17 protein-coding genes are annotated in these 20,433 nt (G+C 59.3%); 7 read left to right on the plus strand and 10 right to left on the minus strand.

Going from position 1 to position 20,433, the window contains the following annotated elements; all coding sequences use genetic code 11:
• The first annotated feature begins 151 nt into the window (after positions 1 to 151).
• The gene (locus tag GGE33_RS06875; RefSeq protein ID WP_183821691.1) at positions 152 to 1,411 is read left to right on the plus strand and encodes an O-antigen ligase family protein; all 1,260 of its coding nucleotides are present in this window, start codon (positions 152 to 154) and stop codon (positions 1,409 to 1,411) included.
• A 122-nt stretch (positions 1,412 to 1,533) separates the two neighbouring features.
• Here GGE33_RS06875 and sufA read toward each other — a convergent pair whose 3' ends face one another.
• From sufA to GGE33_RS06910, 7 genes are all read right to left on the minus strand, one after another.
• Positions 1,534 to 1,923, minus strand: a complete 390-nt coding sequence (gene sufA, locus GGE33_RS06880) for a Fe-S cluster assembly scaffold SufA (protein WP_183821692.1) — start codon at positions 1,921 to 1,923, stop codon at positions 1,534 to 1,536.
• Positions 1,924 to 2,000: 77 nt separating this feature from the next.
• Positions 2,001 to 2,375, minus strand: coding sequence for an SUF system Fe-S cluster assembly protein (locus GGE33_RS06885; RefSeq protein WP_112511628.1), 375 nt, complete (start codon positions 2,373 to 2,375; stop codon positions 2,001 to 2,003).
• 32 nt (positions 2,376 to 2,407) lie between these two features.
• Positions 2,408 to 3,652 (minus strand): cysteine desulfurase, encoded by a 1,245-nt coding sequence (locus GGE33_RS06890; protein ID WP_183822428.1) that lies wholly within the window; start codon positions 3,650 to 3,652, stop codon positions 2,408 to 2,410.
• A 204-nt stretch (positions 3,653 to 3,856) separates the two neighbouring features.
• The gene (sufD, locus tag GGE33_RS06895; protein WP_183821693.1) at positions 3,857 to 5,140 is read right to left on the minus strand and encodes a Fe-S cluster assembly protein SufD; all 1,284 of its coding nucleotides are present in this window, start codon (positions 5,138 to 5,140) and stop codon (positions 3,857 to 3,859) included.
• A 19-nt stretch (positions 5,141 to 5,159) separates the two neighbouring features.
• Positions 5,160 to 5,915 (minus strand): Fe-S cluster assembly ATPase SufC, encoded by a 756-nt coding sequence (sufC, locus tag GGE33_RS06900; protein WP_183821694.1) that lies wholly within the window; start codon positions 5,913 to 5,915, stop codon positions 5,160 to 5,162.
• Between the two features lie 63 nt (positions 5,916 to 5,978).
• Positions 5,979 to 7,448, minus strand: a complete 1,470-nt coding sequence (gene sufB, locus GGE33_RS06905) for a Fe-S cluster assembly protein SufB (protein WP_148148440.1) — start codon at positions 7,446 to 7,448, stop codon at positions 5,979 to 5,981.
• Between the two features lie 149 nt (positions 7,449 to 7,597).
• Positions 7,598 to 8,764 (minus strand): cysteine desulfurase family protein, encoded by a 1,167-nt coding sequence (locus tag GGE33_RS06910; RefSeq protein ID WP_183821695.1) that lies wholly within the window; start codon positions 8,762 to 8,764, stop codon positions 7,598 to 7,600.
• Positions 8,765 to 9,002: 238 nt separating this feature from the next.
• Between GGE33_RS06910 and GGE33_RS06915 the strand changes: the two genes are divergently transcribed.
• From GGE33_RS06915 to GGE33_RS06930, 4 genes are all read left to right on the plus strand, one after another.
• Positions 9,003 to 9,680, plus strand: coding sequence for an alpha/beta hydrolase (locus GGE33_RS06915; protein ID WP_183821696.1), 678 nt, complete (start codon positions 9,003 to 9,005; stop codon positions 9,678 to 9,680).
• Between the two features lie 111 nt (positions 9,681 to 9,791).
• A complete protein-coding gene (locus GGE33_RS06920; RefSeq protein ID WP_183833722.1) occupies positions 9,792 to 10,196 on the plus strand; it encodes a hypothetical protein in 405 nt (134 codons plus the stop codon).
• Positions 10,197 to 10,275: 79 nt separating this feature from the next.
• Positions 10,276 to 12,804: a protein translocase subunit SecD gene (gene secD / locus GGE33_RS06925; protein ID WP_183821698.1), complete on the plus strand. Its 2,529-nt coding sequence runs from the start codon at positions 10,276 to 10,278 to the stop codon at positions 12,802 to 12,804.
• A gap of 82 nt (positions 12,805 to 12,886) precedes the next feature.
• The gene (locus GGE33_RS06930) at positions 12,887 to 13,327 is read left to right on the plus strand and encodes a YqaA family protein (RefSeq protein WP_183821699.1); all 441 of its coding nucleotides are present in this window, start codon (positions 12,887 to 12,889) and stop codon (positions 13,325 to 13,327) included.
• Here GGE33_RS06930 and GGE33_RS06935 read toward each other — a convergent pair.
• Complete coding sequence (locus tag GGE33_RS06935) at positions 13,308 to 13,952, minus strand: class I SAM-dependent methyltransferase (protein ID WP_148148445.1); 645 nt, start codon at positions 13,950 to 13,952, stop codon at positions 13,308 to 13,310. The genes GGE33_RS06930 and GGE33_RS06935 overlap by 20 nt on opposite strands.
• Positions 13,953 to 14,149: 197 nt before the next feature.
• On the opposite strand from GGE33_RS06935, the gene GGE33_RS06940 reads away from it, so the two are divergent.
• Positions 14,150 to 15,517, plus strand: coding sequence for an APC family permease (locus tag GGE33_RS06940; protein ID WP_183821700.1), 1,368 nt, complete (start codon positions 14,150 to 14,152; stop codon positions 15,515 to 15,517).
• Positions 15,518 to 15,523: 6 nt separating this feature from the next.
• Here the strand turns inward: GGE33_RS06940 and GGE33_RS06945 are convergent, their stop codons facing one another.
• Positions 15,524 to 16,138, minus strand: coding sequence for an HAD-IA family hydrolase (locus GGE33_RS06945; RefSeq protein ID WP_183822430.1), 615 nt, complete (start codon positions 16,136 to 16,138; stop codon positions 15,524 to 15,526).
• Positions 16,139 to 16,339: 201 nt separating this feature from the next.
• On the opposite strand from GGE33_RS06945, the gene GGE33_RS06950 reads away from it, so the two are divergent.
• Positions 16,340 to 17,110 (plus strand): SDR family NAD(P)-dependent oxidoreductase, encoded by a 771-nt coding sequence (locus GGE33_RS06950; RefSeq protein ID WP_183821701.1) that lies wholly within the window; start codon positions 16,340 to 16,342, stop codon positions 17,108 to 17,110.
• Between the two features lie 54 nt (positions 17,111 to 17,164).
• Here GGE33_RS06950 and GGE33_RS06955 read toward each other — a convergent pair whose 3' ends face one another.
• Positions 17,165 to 20,347, minus strand: a complete 3,183-nt coding sequence (locus tag GGE33_RS06955; protein WP_183821702.1) for an efflux RND transporter permease subunit — start codon at positions 20,345 to 20,347, stop codon at positions 17,165 to 17,167.
• Between the last annotated feature and the right edge of the window lie 86 nt (positions 20,348 to 20,433).

The raw sequence follows: 20,433 nt of genomic DNA on the forward strand, positions 1-20,433 counted from the left end.
TAGAATAAGCTGACTGAATTCATTCATAGGCGACACGATGAAGACAGAGATGCATCCGAATAAGATCGGCGTCACGTGCCTTACTTTTGCACCTCTGGAAATTTGCGCAGACTCGCAAATCATCAATGCCAACCCTATAAGCTAGGTGGAAATGAAGACTGTCAGCAGCATGAAAGAGCCCTTAGAGGAACTTGAATTTGCTCTTCATCGAGTGCTGATTCATGTCATTCTTATTTGCGACGTCCTGTTTGCATCCCGTATTTATCAAGCGATCGGTCTATTCCTACAGCCGCTAATTTTGGGCAGCTGTGCGGCTATCATCATTTTTTATTGTGCCTATACAGCAATAAGGGGTCACATACTCATACCACTGATGGCCGTTGGTTATGTGGCGCTCGTCATGACACAATTGACTGTGTTCGCAGACAAGCTTTGGCTGCCCGTCAATACAAACGCCTTCTTCCAATACATATGGGTGATGTCATTCGTTCCGTTCGCGGGCGTGTGCCTGGCCGGTGGGCGAACCTATCTGCTGAAATGCGTTATCGGCTACGGAACGGGTTATTGCTGCTTTTACGCACTTGTCTCGATCATGCAGATGGCGGGCGTCTTGCCCGGCAAAATTCTGGCCGGACTTGTTTCCGATCTTGATTTCCGGGGCGCGCGGATTTTCCTCTATTCCGGCCTAGCCGCACTCACATATTTCTATTGGCTGGTGCAAATCCGGACACGCGTGACCTGGGTCAGTCTGTCCTTTTTCTTGATATGCACGCTGGCATCATTGCTTTCTCTCTCTCGCGTCTATCTTCTTGTGATCTTCTGCCTCAGCATCGTGTTCATGCTTTCGCCCAGACCCGCTTTTTTACGAATATTGGCTATCTCTGTTCTGGGACTTGGAACCACATTCGTTTTGTCTGGGATGCTGGTTCCGGCCTTCAATCCATTCGATCTGTTTGCAAATGACGCTTCGGGCGCGTATCGAGCGCTGGAATATGAAGTCATGCGCGACCGAATTTTTGCCGATCCCCTATGGGGCTTTGGAATGTCGCCGACGTCAGATGCGTCCAAGCCATTCCTGGGGCCTTATCTTATCTTCCCCGGAGATGTGGGCAGTGTCGGGGTGTGGTTTGAGTTTGGCCTGATCGGCCTAGTCTTGTATCTGGTCATCCTCTGGCGGTGCTCCACTCCACAGCGGTCATTGCCGACGAAATATGGCTGGCCGCTTTTCCTGACCGGAACAATGCTGACGGCTTATGGCGCGATGGCACCTCTGGCGATCGCCCCAGGTGGGGCGACAATGACAGGGTTGATTTTTGGTGTTGGCCTGACTGCTCACGTTCAACAGAGAAACCACAAGCGGCGCTCTCAGCCGCTTTCAGGATCGCTCCGGCAAACCATCTCGGCGCTATAGATGCGCTGCGCGAAGGTAGGGGGGCTGGTCAGTTTCCTCCCGCGATACGCTGCATTCGGTCTTGGTGCGCAACGCAGCCCGGATGGATTAAAACGACCGCACGTACCCAAATATGACTTTCGTCAGGCGGTGACGCCAGCTTCGCGTTGTTTTGCGAGTGCGGCAAGATCCGCTGGCTTCAGTTCTACCGATTCGCCGCAGCCGCAGGCGGACGTCTGGTTCGGATTTACGAAGGTGAAGCCTGAGCGCATCTTGGTGATTTCGAAATCCATCTGAGTGCCCAGCAGATAAAGAACGGCTGAGGGCTCGATCCAAACTTTTGCGCCGTCATGCTCGATAACGTCATCCTTGGCATTCGCCTCGGTGACGAGGTCGATCGTGTATTCCATGCCGGCGCAACCGCCCTTCTTGATCCCGACGCGTATGCCCTTGGCATCCGGACCGGAATTGGAAACGATCTGCTTGACGCGGTCTGCCGCCGCATCGGTCATGGTCATCACTGCAAAGCCCATCGGCTTATTCCTCTTCCACAACCGGGTTCAAGGCCCGGCGTTTCTGACAATCAATTTAGTCGCAGCAGCCTAAGCTATCAATACCAGCCGACCGCGACCTGTGCTTCTTCCGACATGCGCTCCGGAGTCCACGGCGGATCGAAAGTCATTTCGACTTCGACGCCGGATACGCCCTGAACTGCGCTCACAGCATTTTCGACCCAGCCAGGCATTTCGCCGGCAACCGGGCAGCCCGGCGCGGTCAGCGTCATGGCGATCTTGACCATACGGTCGTCTTCGATGTCGATCTTGTAGATCAGCCCGAGTTCGAAAATGTCTGCCGGAATTTCCGGGTCGTAAACAGTCTTCAGGGCTGCGATGATATCGTCAGACAGGCGCTCCAGTTCATCCGCCGGAATTGCAGATTCGATGATCCCTTCGCGGGCATCCCACTTCGGTATGTCTTGGTCCATGGCCTTCAAATGTCCCAGTCAGTTCGCTGAATTTAAGCAAAGAAATTGCGGGCGTAGTCGAGGGCGTCCGCGAGCGCGTCGACTTCGGCACGGGTATTATACATGCCGAACGATGCGCGGCATGTGGAGGTGACGCCGAAACGTTTCAAGAGCGGCATGGCGCAATGCGTGCCGGCACGCACGGCAACGCCGCGGCGGTCGATCACCATCGATACGTCATGGGCATGAATGCCGGCAAGCTCGAAGGAGAAGATCCCGCCCTTGCCCGGCGCATTGCCTATGATCCGCAATGAATTGATGGCCTGCAGCCGTTCGGTGGCATAAGCCGTCAGATCAGCCTCATGAGCGGCAATTGCCGCGCGTCCGACCTTGTCCATATAGTCCAGCGCATACCCCAGACCGATCGCCTGGACGATCGGCGGCGTTCCGGCTTCGAAACGATGCGGCGGATCGTTATAGGTGACGAAATCCTCCGCCACCTCGACAATCATCTCGCCGCCGCCCTGGAAGGGCCGCATCTCTTTCAGACGATCCATCTTGCCGTAAAGAACGCCGATGCCGGACGGGCCGTAGAGCTTGTGGCCGGTCATCACGAACCAGTCGCAATCGATATCCTTCACATCGATCGGCATGTGAACGGCGCTCTGGCTGCCGTCGACGAGAACGGGAATCCCGCGCTCATGAGCGATACGGCAAATCTCTTTCACCGGCACGACCGTGCCGAGCGCATTCGACATATGCGTAACGGCAACCATCTTGGTCTTCTCCGTCAGCGCATTCACGAAATCCTCGATATGGAAGGTGCCGTCGTCATCCACCGGCACCCAGGTAATCTTGGCGCCCTGACGCTCGCGGATGAAATGCCACGGCACGATATTGGAGTGGTGCTCCATGATGGTGATGACGATCTCGTCGCCCTCGCCGATATGCGGCATGCCGTAGCCATAGGCGACCGTGTTGATCGCCGAGGTCGAATTGCTGGTGAAGACGATCTCATCGACAGATCCGGCATTGAGGAACCGGCGCACCCTTTCGCGCGCCGCCTCATAGGCGTCGGTCGCGGCATTGGAAAGGAAGTGCAGGCCGCGATGCACATTGGCATATTCGCTGGAATAGGCATGGGCGATCGCGTCGATCACCACTTGCGGCTTCTGCGCCGACGCGCCGTTATCAAGATACACAAGCGGCTTGTTGCCGTGCACCATGGTCGACAGGATCGGAAAATCCCGTCTGATCGCATCGACGTCATAGGTAGCCAACGGTGTCGTCTGGTCCATTGCAGACCCTTTCATATCGCGCTTCTGGGCGAAGTCCCGTAAAGATCGCAGTTATGATCGGCATCGACGTCGCCATCCCCACTGCGTCATCCTCGGCCTTGTGCCGAGGATCCAATCACGTTGCAACCGCCTCAACGGTCGCAGATGCTCGAGACGAGCCCGAGCATGACGGGAGGAGATACGTCATCTCCTCCTTGCTTCACATCAGGCATGCTTTTCAAGCCAGGTCGAGATCACCTCTTCCAGCGGCTCGACCAGCTTTTCCTCTTCCAGCTCTTCGACGATTTCGGCGACGAAGGCGTTGACCAGCATAGCGCGCGCCTTGTTTTCCGGAACGCCGCGGGCCATCAGATAGAAGAGATGGTTGCGGTCGATATCGGCAACCGTCGCACCATGGCCGCAGATGACGTCGTCGGCGAAGATTTCGAGTTCCGGCTTGACGGAGAAGTCACCGTCATCGGACATCAGAAGCGTGTTGCACGCCATCTTCGCATCGGTTTTCTGTGCGTCCGGCGCAACCCGGATCATGCCCTGGAAAACGCCGCTTGCCTTGTCGAACACGACATTGCGGAAGGTTTCCGTCGAATTGGTATGCGGCACATTGTGGCCGAGCACGAGCGTGACATCCGTATGCGTGTCGCCACCGAGCAGGTTGACGCCGCGCAGCGTCAGCTCGGCGCCCTCGCCCTGAACCTCGATGCGAAGTTCCTGGCGAACCAGCTTGCCGCCGGCATTGACGACGTAAAGCCGAAGCTTGGCCTCTGCACCGAGCTTAACGCGGATCTGCGCCAGATGGGTGTCGGACGCGCCCTGCTGCTGCAGGATGATCCAGGTGATCTCCGCGCCGTCTTCAAGTGTGATATCACTGATCGAGGACACGAGCGCTGCAGCATCCGTTTCCGAGCGGTGACGCTCGACGATAGTGGCTTTGGAACCCGCACCGAAGGAGACCGGGAAACGGGTGTGAACCTGCCCTTCGCCGTGCGAAGCCTGCAGTTCGATGACGTCCTCGATCTCCGCATTTGCGGGAATGACGATCGCCAGGCCGTCACGCACGAACGAACCGTTCAGGCGACCGATCGCATCGTCCTTGTCGAGTGCGGTCAGGCCGGTAACGGCAGAGCCGTCGCTCAGCTGATCACGGAACGCGGTAATCTTCACGCCGTCAATTTCGGCATCCGCATGGGCTTCGCCCTGCAGCACCGGCAGCACGGTCGAACCCTTGACCAGTGGCGTGATGGACGAAACCTTGGTGCCCGCGACCCGCTCCGGCACGGACCGCAGCAGGTTCTTCAGGTCGGTATAATGCCAGGATTCGATCCGGCGGGTCGGTAGCCCGGCATTCTTCAGGTCGTCGAGGAGACGATCGCGAGTGCCGGCGACGGCGCCATTGCCCGGCAGGTCACCGATCTGCGCGGAAAAGGCCTCGACGAGCGCCGTTTCGGCAACCGTGAGCTTGGCCGCTGGCTGGTTAGCTTGAATGTTCATGCCAAAATCCTCCCCGGTCTCAGGCCGCGGTCTCGATCACGTCGGCATAACCGTTGGCTTCCAGTTCCTGTGCCAGTTCCTTATCACCCGAACGGATGATCTGGCCCTTGTAGAGAACGTGGACGGTATCCGGCACGATGTAGTCCAGCAGGCGCTGGTAGTGGGTGATGACGATGACGGCGCGATCCGGCGAACGCAGCGCGTTGACGCCATCGGCAACGATCTTCAGCGCGTCGATGTCGAGGCCCGAGTCGGTTTCGTCGAGGATGCAGAGCGTCGGCTCGAGCAGCGCCATCTGCAGGATTTCGGCGCGCTTCTTTTCACCGCCGGAGAAACCGACATTGAGCGGACGGCGCAGCATGGCCGGGTCGATCTTCAGCTGTTCGGCGGCTTCCTTGACGCGGCGCATGAAGTCCGGTGTCGTCAGCTCGTCTTCGCCGCGCGCCTTGCGCTGCTCGTTCATGGCAACCTTGAGGAACTGCATCGTGGCGACGCCCGGGATTTCGACCGGGTACTGGAAGGCGAGGAAGATGCCCTTGGTGGCGCGCTCGGCCGGATCGAGTTCCAAAATGCTCTCGCCGTTGTAGGTGATGTCACCCTCGGTGACTTCATAGTCCTCGCGGCCCGACAGGATGTAGGACAGCGTCGACTTGCCGGAGCCGTTCGGGCCCATGATGGCGGCGATCTCGCCCGGCTTCACGGTCAGGTTCAGGCCGCGGATGATTTCGGTGCCGTCTTCGGCGATGCGGGCGTGCAGGTTCTTGATCTCAAGCATAAGTATATCCTTCCGGATGTTTTTCAGTGACGCGTGGTGCGCGATAATTCAGATGACGGCCAATCAGCCTACGGAGCCTTCCAGCGAGATGCCGATCAGCTTCTGGGCTTCGACGGCAAATTCCATCGGCAGCTGCTGGATGACATCCTTGACGAAGCCGTTGACGATCAGTGCGATCGCCTCTTCTTCCGGAATGCCGCGCTGCATGGCGTAGAACTTCTGGTCGTCGGAAATCTTCGAGGTGGTCGCCTCGTGTTCGATCTGTGCCGACTGGTTCTTCACCTCGATATAAGGCACGGTATGCGCACCGCACTTGTCACCGATGAGGAGCGAATCGCAGTTGGTGAAGTTGCGAGAGTTCTCGGCACGGCGGTGGATCGACACCTGACCACGATAGGTATTCTGCGACACGCCAGCGGAAATGCCCTTAGAAATGATGCGGCTCGACGTGTTCTTGCCGAGATGAATCATTTTGGTGCCTGAGTCGATCTGCTGGTGACCGTTGGAGACCGCGATCGAGTAGAACTCGCCACGGCTGTCGTCACCCCGAAGGATGCAGGACGGGTATTTCCATGTGATCGCCGAACCGGTCTCGACCTGGGTCCAGGAGATCTTGGAGCGCGCACCACGGCAATCGCCACGCTTGGTGACGAAATTGTAGATGCCGCCCTTGCCTTCCTTGTCGCCCGGGAACCAGTTCTGCACGGTCGAATACTTGATCTCGGCATCATCCAGCGCAACCAACTCGACGACGGCAGCGTGAAGCTGGTTTTCGTCGCGCTGCGGCGCCGTGCAGCCCTCGAGATAGGAGACGTAGGCGCCTTCCTCACAGATGATCAGCGTGCGCTCGAACTGGCCGGTGTTCTTCTCGTTGATACGGAAGTAGGTCGACAGTTCCATCGGGCAGCGAACGCCCTTGGGTACGAAGACGAACGAACCGTCGGTGAATACCGCAGCATTCAGCGTCGCGTAATAATTGTCCGTCGTCGGCACGACCGAACCGAGATACTGCTTGATCAGCTCGGGATGCTCGCGAATGGCCTCCGATATCGACATGAAGATCACGCCGGCCTTCTGCAGTTCCTTCTTGAAGGTCGTGACGACCGATACCGAATCGAACACCGCATCGACGGCGACCTTGGAAGTCTGCACGCCGGCCAGGATTTCCTGTTCGCGCAGCGGAATGCCCAGCTTCTCATAGGTGCGCAGCAGCTCTGGATCGACTTCGTCCAGCGACACCGGGCCGGTCACGTTCTTGGGTGCGGCATAATAGTAGATGTCGTTGAAGTCGATCTTGGGATACTCGACACGAGCCCAGGTAGGCTCTTCCATCGTCAGCCAGCGCTTGTAGGCATCCAGACGCCATTCCAGCATCCAGTCCGGTTCCTGCTTCTTGGCCGAGATGAAGCGGATGATATCTTCAGAAAGCCCCTTCGGAGCCTTGTCCACTTCGATAACTGTCTCGAAGCCGTATTTGTACTGATCGATATCGATCCCACGGACCTGATCGATCGTTTCCTGGACAGCAGGCATCTTCAGTCTCCAAATTTTGCCGGTTCAAATTCCGGCAATTCCGTCAGTCTTGCGGGGAAAACAATGCCTCCCCCATGTAAGGGCCAAAAGGCGATTTTCCCACCTTTTGGCAAGCAGAAAATTGCTTTTCCGCCAATTCTGGAAGCCGCTTATGCGGCTCGTCCCGGCAGCTTGCGGCGACCGGCGATTTTTCCGAAAGCCGATATGGCCTTTTCGATGTCGGCCTGCGTCGTTTCAGGGCCAAGCGAAATGCGCAGGCCGCCGACTTCCGAGCTGAGTCCCATCGCAGTCAGGACATGGCTCTGCCCGACCTTGCCGGAAGAGCAGGCAGACCCCGCCGAAAGAGCTATTCCTTCGAGATCGAAGGCGATCTGACCGGTTTCGGCCTTCAACCCCGGCAGCGTGAAAAAGCTGGTATTTGCAACGCGAGGGCCGGCCGCGCCGTGGATGATCACATCGGGAGCTGCCTGCAGCATCGCCTGTTCAAGCCCATCGCGAAACGCGCCGATTCGGGCGTTGCGGCTCTCCAGCTGTTCAGACATCACTTCAGCTGCCGCGCCGAAGCCGATGATCGCGTGAAAATTCTCCGTCCCCGACCGGTGACCCTTCTCCTGACCGCCGCCCCGGATGAGCGGTTTCGGCATCAGCACTTCACCACGGGAAATAAGCGCGCCAATGCCTTTCGGACCGGCGATCTTGTGGGAGGAAATGATCAGGAAGTCGGCATCCAGCGCGTTGATGTCGAGCGCGATGCGTCCGGCCGCCTGAACCGCATCGACAACCATCAGTCCACGATACTTGTGAGCAAGTACTGCCGCCTCGGCCACCGGCTGGATGATGCCTGTCTCGTTATTGACGAGCATCACCGCCACCATCGGAAGGCCCGAAGCCGGATCGTGATTGGCTAGAAGCGTTTCGAGAGCGGCAAGATCGACGATGCCGGCAGGCGTTACCGGCACCTCCGTCACCTGCTCGGGTGCAAAACGGCCGCCTTCGCGGATCGCCGGGTGCTCTATGGCGGAGGCATAAAGACGCGATACCATAACAGGCGCCCGACCCATGCGATAATCCGGCGTCAAGACATGGTTGGATGCCTCTGTCGCGCCGCTCGTAAAGGTCACATGTGCAGATTCAGCCCCGACGAGCGCTGCGACCTGACGCCTTGCCTTCTCGACAGCAGCGCGCGCCGCCCTTCCCTCGCTATGTACGGAGGACGCATTTCCCGGCAAGGAAAAGGCTTCGACCATCGCGAGACGCGCGACTTCCGATAGCGGAGCGGTCGCATTCCAGTCGAGATATGTCCTCTGCAAAGCCATTGACTAGCCGCACTTCCTCGTCGTTCAATAGAATTGACCCCCACGCGGCGCGCGGAATCCTCATTTTAGTTGAAATCTCAACTGCGCTTGCCTTATGAGACTTCGCAACAGGCATTGCTGCCGCATGCCTAAGTTTCGAATGGTTCTAAACTGAGTTTTAGAAAAGCTGAGCGCCTTCGTCAAGTCAAACTCGACGGCAAGCGCAAGTTGGAACCAAAAACGATTGACCGGAGTACCGATGCCCGAAGTGATTTTCAACGGCCCTGCCGGCCGCCTGGAAGGACGTTACCAGCCCTCCAAGGAAAAGAGTGCGCCGATCGCGATCATCCTGCATCCGCACCCCCAGTTCGGTGGCACGATGAACAATCAGATCGTCTACCAGCTCTTCTACATGTTCCAGAAGCGTGGCTTTACCACGCTGCGCTTCAATTTCCGCTCGATCGGCCGCAGCCAAGGCGAATTCGACCACGGCGCTGGCGAATTGTCGGATGCTGCATCGGCGCTCGACTGGGTGCAGAGCCTGCATCCTGACTCGAAGAGCTGTTGGGTCGCCGGTTATTCCTTCGGCGCCTGGATCGGCATGCAGCTTCTGATGCGCCGCCCGGAAATCGAAGGTTTCATGTCGATCGCGCCACAGCCGAACATCTACGATTTCTCGTTCCTCGCCCCCTGCCCGTCGTCCGGCCTCATCATCAATGGTGATTCGGACAAGGTTGCGCCGGAAAAGGACGTCAACGGCCTCGTCGAGAAGCTGAAGACCCAGAAGGGTATTCTGATTACCCACAAGATCGTTGAAGGTGCCAATCACTTCTTCAACGGTCAGGTCGATACGTTGATGGGCGAATGCGAGGATTACCTCGATCGCCGCCTTGTCGGCGAACTGGTGCCGGAACCGGCCGCCAAGCGTATTCGCTGAATGCATAGGGCCTCCTAGGAGGCCCTTTTGTTGACCGAAAAGCCCCCTTCCTTTAGAAGGCGGCCTCGCTCGGAAATAATTCCGAATCTCTAATATCCGGAGCAGGTGCGGATGGCGGTATTCCCGCTGCGAAATCGGAAAAAGGGTGGACGCGTGCAAGCCGATCTTGCGCGCCTGCCGGTTCTCGCTGCCGCATTCCTGATTGCTCTCTTCGGTCTACTTGCCGGATCTCCGCGTAATGCCGAGATAGCCACATCGGCAAGGCCGGTGGATGACCGCTCTGACCGTTCTCCGGTACTGACCAAGCGCGACCCCTTGCGTGCCGTCTCGATTGCAGAGCGCAAGGATGGTGCAGGTGCGCATGCCTCCAATAACGAAGGCCTTCCCGCCCCACAATTTGTCGCGCTTCCGGCCGTAAACTACGCTACCGCCCGCGCATCGGGTCACAACAATGCTGTGATTGCCGGTGATGATTGGCCGAGCGCCCTGCCCCGCGCACCGCCGGTATCGACCTGATCGGGACATTCGCCTCACGGCATGAAATTTGACGGCCATGCCGACCGCTGATCGGTCCGGGCCAAACAGGATCTAGACAATGAGAAACTCTCCGTGGTTGGTGGGAAGCTATGCTCTCATCATCATCATCGGCATTCTGGTGGCGCTGCCGAATGTCATTCCGCAGTCCACACTGGACCGGATGCCGTCCTGGCTTCCCCATAGCCGCGTATCGCTGGGTCTCGACCTTCGCGGCGGCTCGCATCTCGTTCTGGAAGTCGATCGCGCCGACCTGATCAACGAGCGCATCCAGAGCCTGACGCAGGACACCCGTCGTGTCCTGCGCGACAAGAACATCAACACGTCTGCCATCCGTCGTGCCGGAGATGCTATCCTGGTGACGCTGCGCGATCCCGCCCAGCGCGATCAGGCCGTCACCGAATTGCAGACGCTGTCCAACCCGGTCGGTCTCGGCTCGGTCGGCAGTTCCGACCTCTCGATTACCACGCCGAGCGAAAACTCGATCTCGATCGCTCAGACAGAAGCGGGCATCAATGCCCACATCGCCGGTGCCGTGGAACAGAGCCTTGAAATCATCCGCCAGCGTGTCGACCAGGTTGGCGTTGCCGAACCGACGATCCAGCGCGTCGGCTCCGACCGTGTCCTCGTCCAGCTTCCGGGCGAACAGGATCCGTCGCGCCTTCGCCAGCTTCTCGGCTCGACCGCCAAGATGAGCTTTCACCTGCTCGGAAATCCGGGCGAACCGGGTGTCACCATGCTGTCCGACGAGCGTGGCCAGCAGTATCCTGTTCTCGACCGCGTCGAGCTTTCCGGCGACCGCCTTACCGATGCACGCGCCGCCTTCGAACAGCAGACCCAGCAGCCGATCGTCACCTTCCGCTTCGACAGTGCCGGTGCAACCCGCTTTGCCCAGATCACCCAGCAGAATGTCGGGCGTCCCTTCGCCATCGTTCTAGACAACAAGGTTCTTAGCGCCCCGACCATCCAGACGCCGATCACCGGCGGTTCCGGCCAGATTTCCGGCAGCTTCTCGCCTCAGGAAACCACCACGCTTGCAGCGCTCTTGCGCGCCGGCTCTCTTCCCGCCAAGCTGACCGTCATCGAAGAACGCACCGTTGGTGCCGACCTTGGTGCCGACGCCATTGAGATGGGTATCTATACCGGTCTCATCGGCTTCGCACTCGTCGTTGGCTTCATGCTGTTCCTGTACGGCTGGTGGGGCCTTCTCGCCAACACGGCGCTTCTCATCAACGTTATCCTGACCTTCGCAGGCCTGACGCTGATCGGATCAACCCTGACGCTGCCCGGCATCGCCGGTGTTGTGCTGGGTATCGGTCTGGCTGTTGATGCCAACGTTCTGATAAACGAGCGCATCAAGGAAGAAACCCGCAAGGGCAAGAGTGCCTTCGCAGCGATCGACGCCGGCTTTGCCCGTGCCTATTCGACTATTGTCGACTCCAACGTCACCAGCCTGATTGCGACCGTGCTTCTGTTCTGGTTCGGCTCCGGCCCGGTTCGCGGCTTTGCCGTCACCATGGGTCTCGGCATCATGATCTCAATGTTCACCGCCGTTTCGGTCGTGCGTGTCGCCATGGTCGCCATTACCGCCCGCCGCAAGCTGAAGAGGATCGAAATCAAGCCGCTTCTGCCGATCAACCTTGTGCCGGATGGTACCAAGATCCGCTTCATGCGTGGCCGCTATATCGGCATCGGCGTCTCGATCGTGCTTTCGATCGCCTCGGTCTTCCTGTTCTTCAAGCCAGGCCTGAATTACGGCGTCGACTTCCGCGGCGGTATCCAGATGGAAGTGACCACACAGGACACTGCAGATCTGGCCGCGTTCCGTTCCGGTCTCAGCGAGCTCGGCTTCGGGGAAGTCGGCCTGCAGGAGTTCGGTGCACACAACCGCGTTCTCGTGCGTGTCGAGCGCCAGGAAGGCGGGGAAGAGGCGCAGACGGTTGCCGTCGAGAAACTCAAAGCGGAAGTCGTCAAGATCGATCCGACCGCCAAGGTAGAACGGACCGAAGTCGTCGGCCCGAAGGTTTCGGGTGAGCTTGCCGTTGCCGGCTTCCTGTCGCTCTTCCTCGCTTCGATCGCGATGATGATCTATATCTGGGTGCGCTTCGAATGGCCGTTCGCGGTCGGCGCGATCGTCACCCTGATCCTCGACATCACAAAAACCGTCGGATTCTTCGCGATCACCGGGCTGGACTTTAACCTGACCGCTATCGCCGCAGTGTTGACGCTTGTCGGTTATTCGGTCAACGACAAGGTCGTCGTCTATGACCGCATGCGTGAAAACATGCGTATCTACAAGAAGATGCCGTTGCGCGACCTGATCGACCTGTCGATCAACGAAACGCTGGCACGAAGCCTCTACACCTCCGCCACGGCCTTCCTCTGCATGTTGCCGATGGCAATCTGGGGCGGCAGCGCCGTGTCGAGCTTCGCCATCCCGATGGTCTTCGGCATCGCGGTCGCAGCTCTTTCGTCGGTCTTCATCGCGGCCCCGATCCTGCTCTTCCTCGGCGACTGGCGCACCCGTCACCGGGCACAGAAGCCTGCAGAAGAGGTTACGGAAGACACGAAGGGCATCAGCAAGGCCTGATCCCGTCATCAATAGACAGACGAAGGGGCGGATCGAATTCCGCCCCTTTTGCTATCCACGCTCGCCTGGAGTGATTGATTTCATGGTTATGGAGCTTGCCGCCTATGCGGGGCTTTTCTTTTCGGCACTCATCGCAGCGACGATCCTGCCCATGCAATCGGAGGCTATCCTTGTCGGCCTGCTGCTGACCGGTGAGCATTCCACCGTGGCTCTTTTGCTCACGGCCTCGATCGGCAATACGCTTGGCGGCGCAGTCAATTGGCTTCTGGGGCGCGGCATCGAGCGTTTCAGGGGGCGGCGCTGGTTTCCAGTCAAAACACCACAATTGGAGAAGGCGCAGCGCTGGTATCGGCGCTACGGAAAATGGTCGCTTCTGTTCAGCTGGCTGCCGATCGGCGGTGATGCGCTGACAGTCGTGGCCGGGATTCTGCGCGAACCCCTTCCCACGTTCCTGCTGCTCGTGTTCATCGGCAAGGCAGCCCGTTACGCGGTTCTGGCCTGGGTCACTCTGCGCTGGGTGTGAAGTCGAAGGGTCGGCGCCGGGAAATGCGATAGACCGCAGCCGGTGGAATGTTGCGCACGGTGCCGCCGACACGCACCGCCTTCAGACCCAGCCTATCGAGGATGCGCCGCGGCACCGGGCAACGTGGGCCATAAGTAAATTGATAGAGTGATGCACCCGGCCTCAGATAGGCAAATACACCGGCCAGGATCGCCGTCTGCTTGCGCGGCGACATCGAAAGAAGCGGCAGTCCGCTGACCGCAGCGCCTACACTCGGCTCCTCGAAAAGATGGGCCTTGCGCAATCTCGACGCATCCATCTGCAGGACCCGCGCCTTCGGAAAACGATGCTTCAGCCGCGGCAGGAATTCATCGCCATATTCGATCAGCGTCAGGTTATCCTCGGCCACGCCGCGCGCTAGAAGCGAGCGGGTAAATACACCCGTCCCCGGTCCAAGCTCGATCACCGCCCCGGCAGAGCCGTCGATTTCCTGCGTAATCAGCCTGGCGAGCGTTTCGCCCGATGCGGCAACCGCTCCCACTCGCAGGGGATTACTCGCCCATGAGCGAAGAAAATGCAGGATGTCCGACAACTGCGCCTCGCCGAACCCTGGCTCTGCTGCGATGACATCCGAAGCGTCTGCCATGGCGTCGCTTCGGCAGTGAGATCGAAACCAACGCATCGACAACATCTCCGTTTGGGGCTTGCGCGTCTGAAGGTGGTGAGTCCACCGGACAAGCGCAATGACCATCGCAAATTGTTGCGAAATGATGGCGGAGGGAACAATGCTTGGGCTGCCGCCATTAATGCGTTCAAAATCGATGCATGTGGAGGAGCCCGCCGATGAAAAATACAATCGAGCCGATCGGGGACGATGAGGAACGTGGAGAACTGAAACGGGTCATGGGTCCCGGACTGCTGCTTCTGTTCATCGTCGGGGATGTGCTCGGGACCGGCATTTACGCGCTGACCGGACAGGTGGCGGCAGAAGTCGGTGGTGTCGTCTGGCTGCCGTTTCTGATCGCCTTTGTCGTCGCGCTCCTGACCGCCTGCAGTTATCTCGAACTGGTCACCAAATATCCGAAGGCAGCCGGTGCGGCGCTCTACACCCACAAGGCTTTCGGCATTCATTTCGTGACCTTTCTCGTCGCCTTCGCCGTCATGTCGTCCGGCATCACTTCAGCCGCCACCGCATCACGCGCATTTGCCGCCAACTTCTCGACTTCTCTCGGGCTGGACGTCGGCGCCTTCGGCGTACCGCTGATCGCGCTCGGCTTCATCGCACTCGTTGCGGCGATCAATTTTCGCGGCGTCGGCGAAAGCGTGAAATTGAACGTGCTCCTGACCGTCGTCGAATTGACCGGACTGGTGTTGATCATCGGCATCGGCCTCTGGGCTATAGCCGGTGGACAGGGTGACGTGTCACGCGCATGGACGTTTGAAGCACCTGAAGGTGGAGGAACTTTCTGGCCGGTCGTTGCGGCCACCACGCTTGCCTTTTTCGCCATGGTCGGTTTTGAGGACTCGGTGAACATGGCCGAGGAATGCAAGAAACCCAGCAAGATCTTTCCCAAGGTTCTCCTGGGCGGCCTCGCGATCACCGGCACCATCTACGTATTGGTGGCAATCTCGGCCATCACGCTGGTGCCGGCTGCAGAACTGGGTGAAGGTGAGACGCCACTACTGAAGGTCATCCAGGCCGGCGCGCCCACCTTTCCTGTGGGTGTCTTCGCCGTGATCACCATGTTTGCCGTCGCAAATTCGGCGCTGATAAACATGATGATGGCTAGCCGCCTCCTTTACGGCATGAGCCGCGAAGGCGTTTTGCCCGCTTCGCTGGGCAAGGTTCATTCGGCGCGCCGCACCCCATACATCGCGATCATCTTCACATCGCTGCTAGCGGTGGCGCTGATCCTGTTTGCAGGCGGCGTGAAGGAGCTGGGCGGCACGACGGCGCTGTTGCTGCTCTGCGTTTTTGCAATCGTCAATGTCGCCGTACTGATGCTCAGGAAGGACAAGGTAAGCCACAAGCACTTTCGCACGCCGACCATTCTGCCGGTGCTAGGTGCCTTGACCTGTGCCTTCTTCGCCGGCCCCTGGACAGGCCGCGATCCGATCCAGTACGTGATCGCTGGCTGCCTTCTCGTCCTAGGCACTGTGCTCTGGCTGGCCACGGTGCAGTTCATGCGCACCGCCAGCCAGTCGGCATAGTCAGGATTACCTGCCCCGGAATGACAGACGGCCGTCGCCCGCAACATTTGGGGCGACGGCGCTGTAGTCGGTTATCCGGTACTGCCCGCCTTCGACCGGGTGGCTGTGGGTGGCCGTAATCACCATGACTTCCGCCCCGGCCGCTTCACCTGCCTGGATGCCTGCCGGAACATCTTCGAATACGAGAACGTCGCTCGGGTTGACCCCGAGGCGTTCAGCACCGAGACGATAGCCCTGCGGATTGGGCTTGCCGATGGTGACGTCTTCCGCCGTGACGAGATATTTCGGCACCGGGATACCCGCAGCCGCGAGCCTTGCCTTGGCCAGTTCCAGCGGCGACGATGTGACGATCGCCCAGCACTCGACCGGCAACTGCTTCAGGAATTCGGCAGCGCCGCCAAGCGCAACAACGCCTTCGACGTCATCGATCTCTCCCTGCAGGATCTTTTCCGCCTCGACGATCGGATCGACGCCGGGCAGGTTCAGATCGGTGATCGTGTCGATGCCACGACGGCCGTGCATGGTCGGCAGGAATTTCTCCACATCAAGGCCCATTCCTTCCGCCCATTTGCCCCAAACACGCTCTGCGGCCGCAGTAGACGTCAGGATCGTTCCATCCATATCGAAGAGGAAGGCGGCATAATCGCGCGACGGCAGGACGGACTTGGTGGAAGCAGCAGAAGACAAGGGAATTCCTCTCGAAATGAGTGGTAGATGGCGGGATCTCCATGACTATCCCGCCAGTGACGCAGGCGCAAATAATCCCGTGATTTTTTAGCATCCTGGCGTAAGTTTGCCGCGGGACATCAAAGGGAGGATCATTTGACATACCCATCCGTAAGCCATGCCGATCTCAGTGGACGTGGCGTCTTGATTACCGGCGGCGGCTCGGGGATCGGCGCAGCACTGGTCGAAGGTTTCGTCAAACAGGGCGCCAGGGTCGCGTTCATCGATATCGCCGAGAAACCTAGCCGGGAGCTGGTCGAGGGACTGGCAAAAGACGCGGACCACAAACCGGTATTTGTCCGAGCAGACCTTTCCAACGTGGACGAGTCTCAAGCCGCCGTCCGCGAAGCTGCCCAGCACCTGGGCTCGCTTTCCGTTCTGGTCAACAATGCGGGCTGGGACGACCGGCATGAAATGGCGGAAGTTACCGAGGACTATTGGGACAAGAGCCAGGCGATCAACCTGAAGCAGATGTTCTTCGTTTCGCAGGCGGCCGTTCCGTTCATCAAAGAGGCGGGCGGTGGGGCGATCGTCAATTTCTCGTCGATCTCCTATCTGCTCAATACCGGCCGCATGCCGGCCTATACGACGGCCAAGGCCGGCATTATCGGGCTGACCAAGAGCCTTGCCGGAAAGCTTGGTCCAGACAATATCCGGGTAAATGCGATCCTTCCCGGCATGATCATTACCGAAAGACAGAAGCGCCTGTGGCTGACGGATGAAAGCATCGCCGCAATGATCGACCGGCAATGCCTGAAGCGAACGCTCGACGGAACCGACCTTGTCGGCCCTTGCCTGTTCCTCGCCTCAGACGCCTCCGCCGCCATGACCTCGCAGACGCTGGTCATCGACGGCGGAACGCTTTGATCAAAATAAAAATGCCGCGCGGACGGAGAGAGATGTCCGCGCGGCCCGTGCAGCCTACTCTGCCGGGGAGAGAGTAGGCGCAACCTCGGTGCCGTGGCTCCGCAGCGGACGGTTGCCCGTCAGAAGCCGCGCCAGGATGTAGAAGACCGGTGTCATGAAGATGCCGAAGAAGGTGACGCCGATCATGCCGGAGAAGACGGCAACACCCATGGCGGCACGCATTTCCGCACCCGCACCGGTCGAGATGACCAACGGCACCACGCCCATGATGAACGCCATCGACGTCATCAGGATCGGGCGAAGACGCAGTCGGCTCGCTTCCACCGCGGCCTCCAAGGGTTTCCTTCCGGCAAGTTCAAGTTCGCGGGCGAACTCCACGATCAGGATCGCGTTTTTCGCCGATAGCCCCACCAACACCACTAATCCTATCTGGGTGAAGATGTTGTTGTCGCCACCGGTCAGCCATACGCCGGTCAACGCTGCAAGCACGCCCATCGGTACGATCATGATGATCGCGATCGGCAATGTCAGGCTCTCATACTGGGCAGCCAGCACGAGATAGACGAGCAGCAGGGCGAGCGGGAAGACGATGATGCTCGAATTGCCGGCGAGGATCTGCTGGTAGGTCAGGTCTGTCCATTCGAAGTCGATACCCGAGGGCAGCGTTTCGGCGAGGATCTTGGTGATCGCAGCCTCCGCCTGCCCCGACGAATAACCCGGTGCCGGAGCGCCGTTGATATCCGACGACAGGAAGCCGTTGTAGCGCGTCGTCCGTTCCGGACCTGCCGATGCATCGACCTTCAGCAATGCCGAGAGCGGGATCATCTCGCCCGACTGCGAACGGACCTTCAGCTGACCGATATCCTCGGCCTTGGCGCGGTATTGCGCATCGGCCTGGACGCGGACGCTGTAGGTGCGGCCGAAGGCGTTGAAGTCGTTCACATAGAGCGAACCGAGATAGATCTGCAGCGTCTCGAACACATCCGTGACGGAGACACCGAGCTGTTCGGCACGGGCACGATCAAGATCGGCATAAAGCTGTGGCACGTTGATCTGGAAGCTCGAGAACACGCCCGTCAGTTCCGGAGCCTGATAGGCCTTGGCCATGACGGCCTTGGTTGCCTCGTCGAGAGCCTCGTAACCGTAGCCGGCCCGATCCTCGATCTGCAGCTTGAAGCCGCCTGTCGTGCCGAGGCCGTTGACCGGCGGCGGCGGGAACATGGCGATGAACGCATCCTGGATACCGGCGTATTTCTGGTTCAGCGCCATCGCAATGGCACCGCCTGAAAGATCCGGCGTGGTGCGCTTGTCGAAATCGTCAAGCACGGCGAACACGATGCCCGAGTTGGAGCCGATGGTGAAACCGTTGATTGACAGGCCCGGGAAGGCGATCGCATGTTCGACGCCCGGCTGCTCCATGGCGATATCGCTCATCCGCTTGATCACGTCTTCCGTCCGGTCGAGCGTTGCGCCATCGGGTAGCTGTGCGAAGCCGATCAGATACTGCTTGTCCTGCGCCGGCACGAAACCGCCCGGCACGGCACTGAACATGCCGTAGGTCGCACCGACCAGCGCCAGATAGATCACCATCACGATGCTCTTGCGCGACAGAAGTCCGCCGACCGAGCGGCCGTAGCCGTTTGCCGCCTTACCGAAACCTCGGTTGAAGCCACGGAAGAACCAGCCAAAGATCTTGTCCATGCCGCGCGTCAACCAATCTTTCGGCGCATGGTGATCCTTCAAAAGAAGAGCCGCCAGAGCCGGAGACAAGGTCAGCGAGTTGATCGCGGAAATGACAGTCGAGATGGCGATCGTCAGGGCAAACTGGCGATAGAACTGGCCCGACAGACCGGTGATGAAGGCAAGCGGAACGAAGACCGCGACCAGAACCAGCGCGATCGCGATGATCGGACCGGACACTTCGCTCATAGCCTTGTATGTCGCCTCCCGGGGACTTAGGCCGTTCTCGATATTTCGCTCGACATTTTCGACCACGACGATCGCGTCGTCGACGACGATGCCGATCGCCAGCACAAGCCCGAACAGGGTGAGCGCATTGATCGAGAAGCCGAAGGCATACATGACCGCAAACGTGCCGATGACCGAGACCGGAACCGCGATCAGCGGAATGATCGAGGCGCGCCATGTCTGCAGGAAGATGATGACGACGAGAACGACCAGCGCGATCGCTTCGAGAAGCGTATCGAGAACCTTTTCGATCGACGAACGCACGAACTTGGTCGTGTCGTAGACGATCTCGTATTTCACGCCTTCCGGCATCGCCTTCTGCAATTCGTCCATGGTGGAACGAACCTGGTCGGCGATTTCAATCGCGTTGGAGCCCGGCGCCTGGAGAACCGGGATTGCAACGGCCGGCTGGCCGTCGAGAAGCGACCGCAGCGAATAATCGGCAGCGCCGAGTTCGATACGGGCAACATCGCGCAGACGGGTGATCTCGCCGTTGGAACCGGTCTTGACGATGATATTGCCGAATTGTTCCGGCGTCGTAAGGCGGCCCTGGGCATTGACGTTCAGCTGCAGGTCTACACCCGGAACCGTCGGCGAGGCGCCGATTGTGCCGGCGGCTGCCTGCACGTTCTGTCCACGGATTGCATCGGTAATGTCGCTGGCCGCCAGCGAAAGCGCTGCGGCCTTCTGCGGATCGATCCAGATGCGCATCGAATAGTCACCGGCACCAAAAATCTGCACCTGGCCGACGCCTTCGATACGGGCCAGACGATCCTTGATGTTGAGCGTCGCATAGTTGCGCAGATAGGTCAGGTCATAACGGTCGGTATCTGAGACCAGATTGACCACCATGATGAAGTCCGGCGAGCTTTTCACCGTCGTGATGCCGAGCGCACGCACTTCCGTCGGCAGGCGAGGTTCCGCCTGGCTGACGCGGTTTTGTACCAGCTGCTGCGCCTTGTCGGGGTCGGTGCCGAGCTTGAAGGTGACGGTCAGCGTCATGACGCCGTCGGACGTCGCCTGGCTGGACATGTAAAGCATGTCCTCGACGCCGTTGATCTGCTCTTCGAGCGGCGTTGCGACGGTTTCGGCTATGACCTTCGGGTTTGCACCCGGATAGGTCGCCTTCACGACCACAGATGGCGGCACGACATTCGGATATTCCGAGATCGGCAACGATCGCAGTCCCAGCAGGCCGGCAACCACGATGAGAATGGACAGGACCCCGGCAAACACCGGTCGGTCGATAAAGAAGCGGGATATGTTCATCTTGAAAGCCCTCTCTCCTGGGCGATGGTCAGGGCGCAAATGGCCCCTGCGCCCGCAGCACGCTGCCGCGGGCGATCGATAGGTTC

Origin of the sequence: Aliirhizobium cellulosilyticum (genome assembly GCF_014198105.1) — a bacterium.
Classification (GTDB): Bacteria; Pseudomonadota; Alphaproteobacteria; order Rhizobiales; family Rhizobiaceae; genus Neorhizobium; species Neorhizobium cellulosilyticum.